General features: G+C 44.6%; 1 pseudogene. It reads right to left on the bottom strand.

The annotated features are described in order from the left end of the window. Nucleotides 1-323 (bottom strand): annotated as a pseudogene (locus HMPREF0023_RS16015) (FAD-dependent oxidoreductase); the annotation flags it as partial.

Here is a 323-nt window from a genome sequence, read left to right as displayed (position 1 = left end):
TTTCACCGGGTACATTCATCTCTCTCCAACGTGCACCAGTTGAAAGAATAATGGTTTTGGATTCTAGTTTGGCACCATTCTCCAGTTCAACCTCAACCAAGCCCGTTGCTGTTTGATCTGCACCAGTCACTTTGCTCACACGTTGAAGATTCATGATATCGACATCATACTCACGGACATGTGCTTCCATTTCAGCCGCAAACTTTGGACCTTGGGTCTTTTGCACTGAGGTAAATTTTCAATATCCATGGTATCCATCACCTGACCACCAAAGCGTTCAGCCACGATACCTGTTTTAATTCCTTTACGTGCCGCATAGATTG

The sequence above is a fragment of the Acinetobacter sp. ATCC 27244 genome (assembly GCF_000156555.1).
GTDB lineage: Bacteria > Pseudomonadota > Gammaproteobacteria > Pseudomonadales > Moraxellaceae > Acinetobacter > Acinetobacter haemolyticus.
The sequence above is the reverse complement of the archived record's forward strand: the minus strand, read 5'-3'. Positions and strand labels throughout refer to the sequence as shown.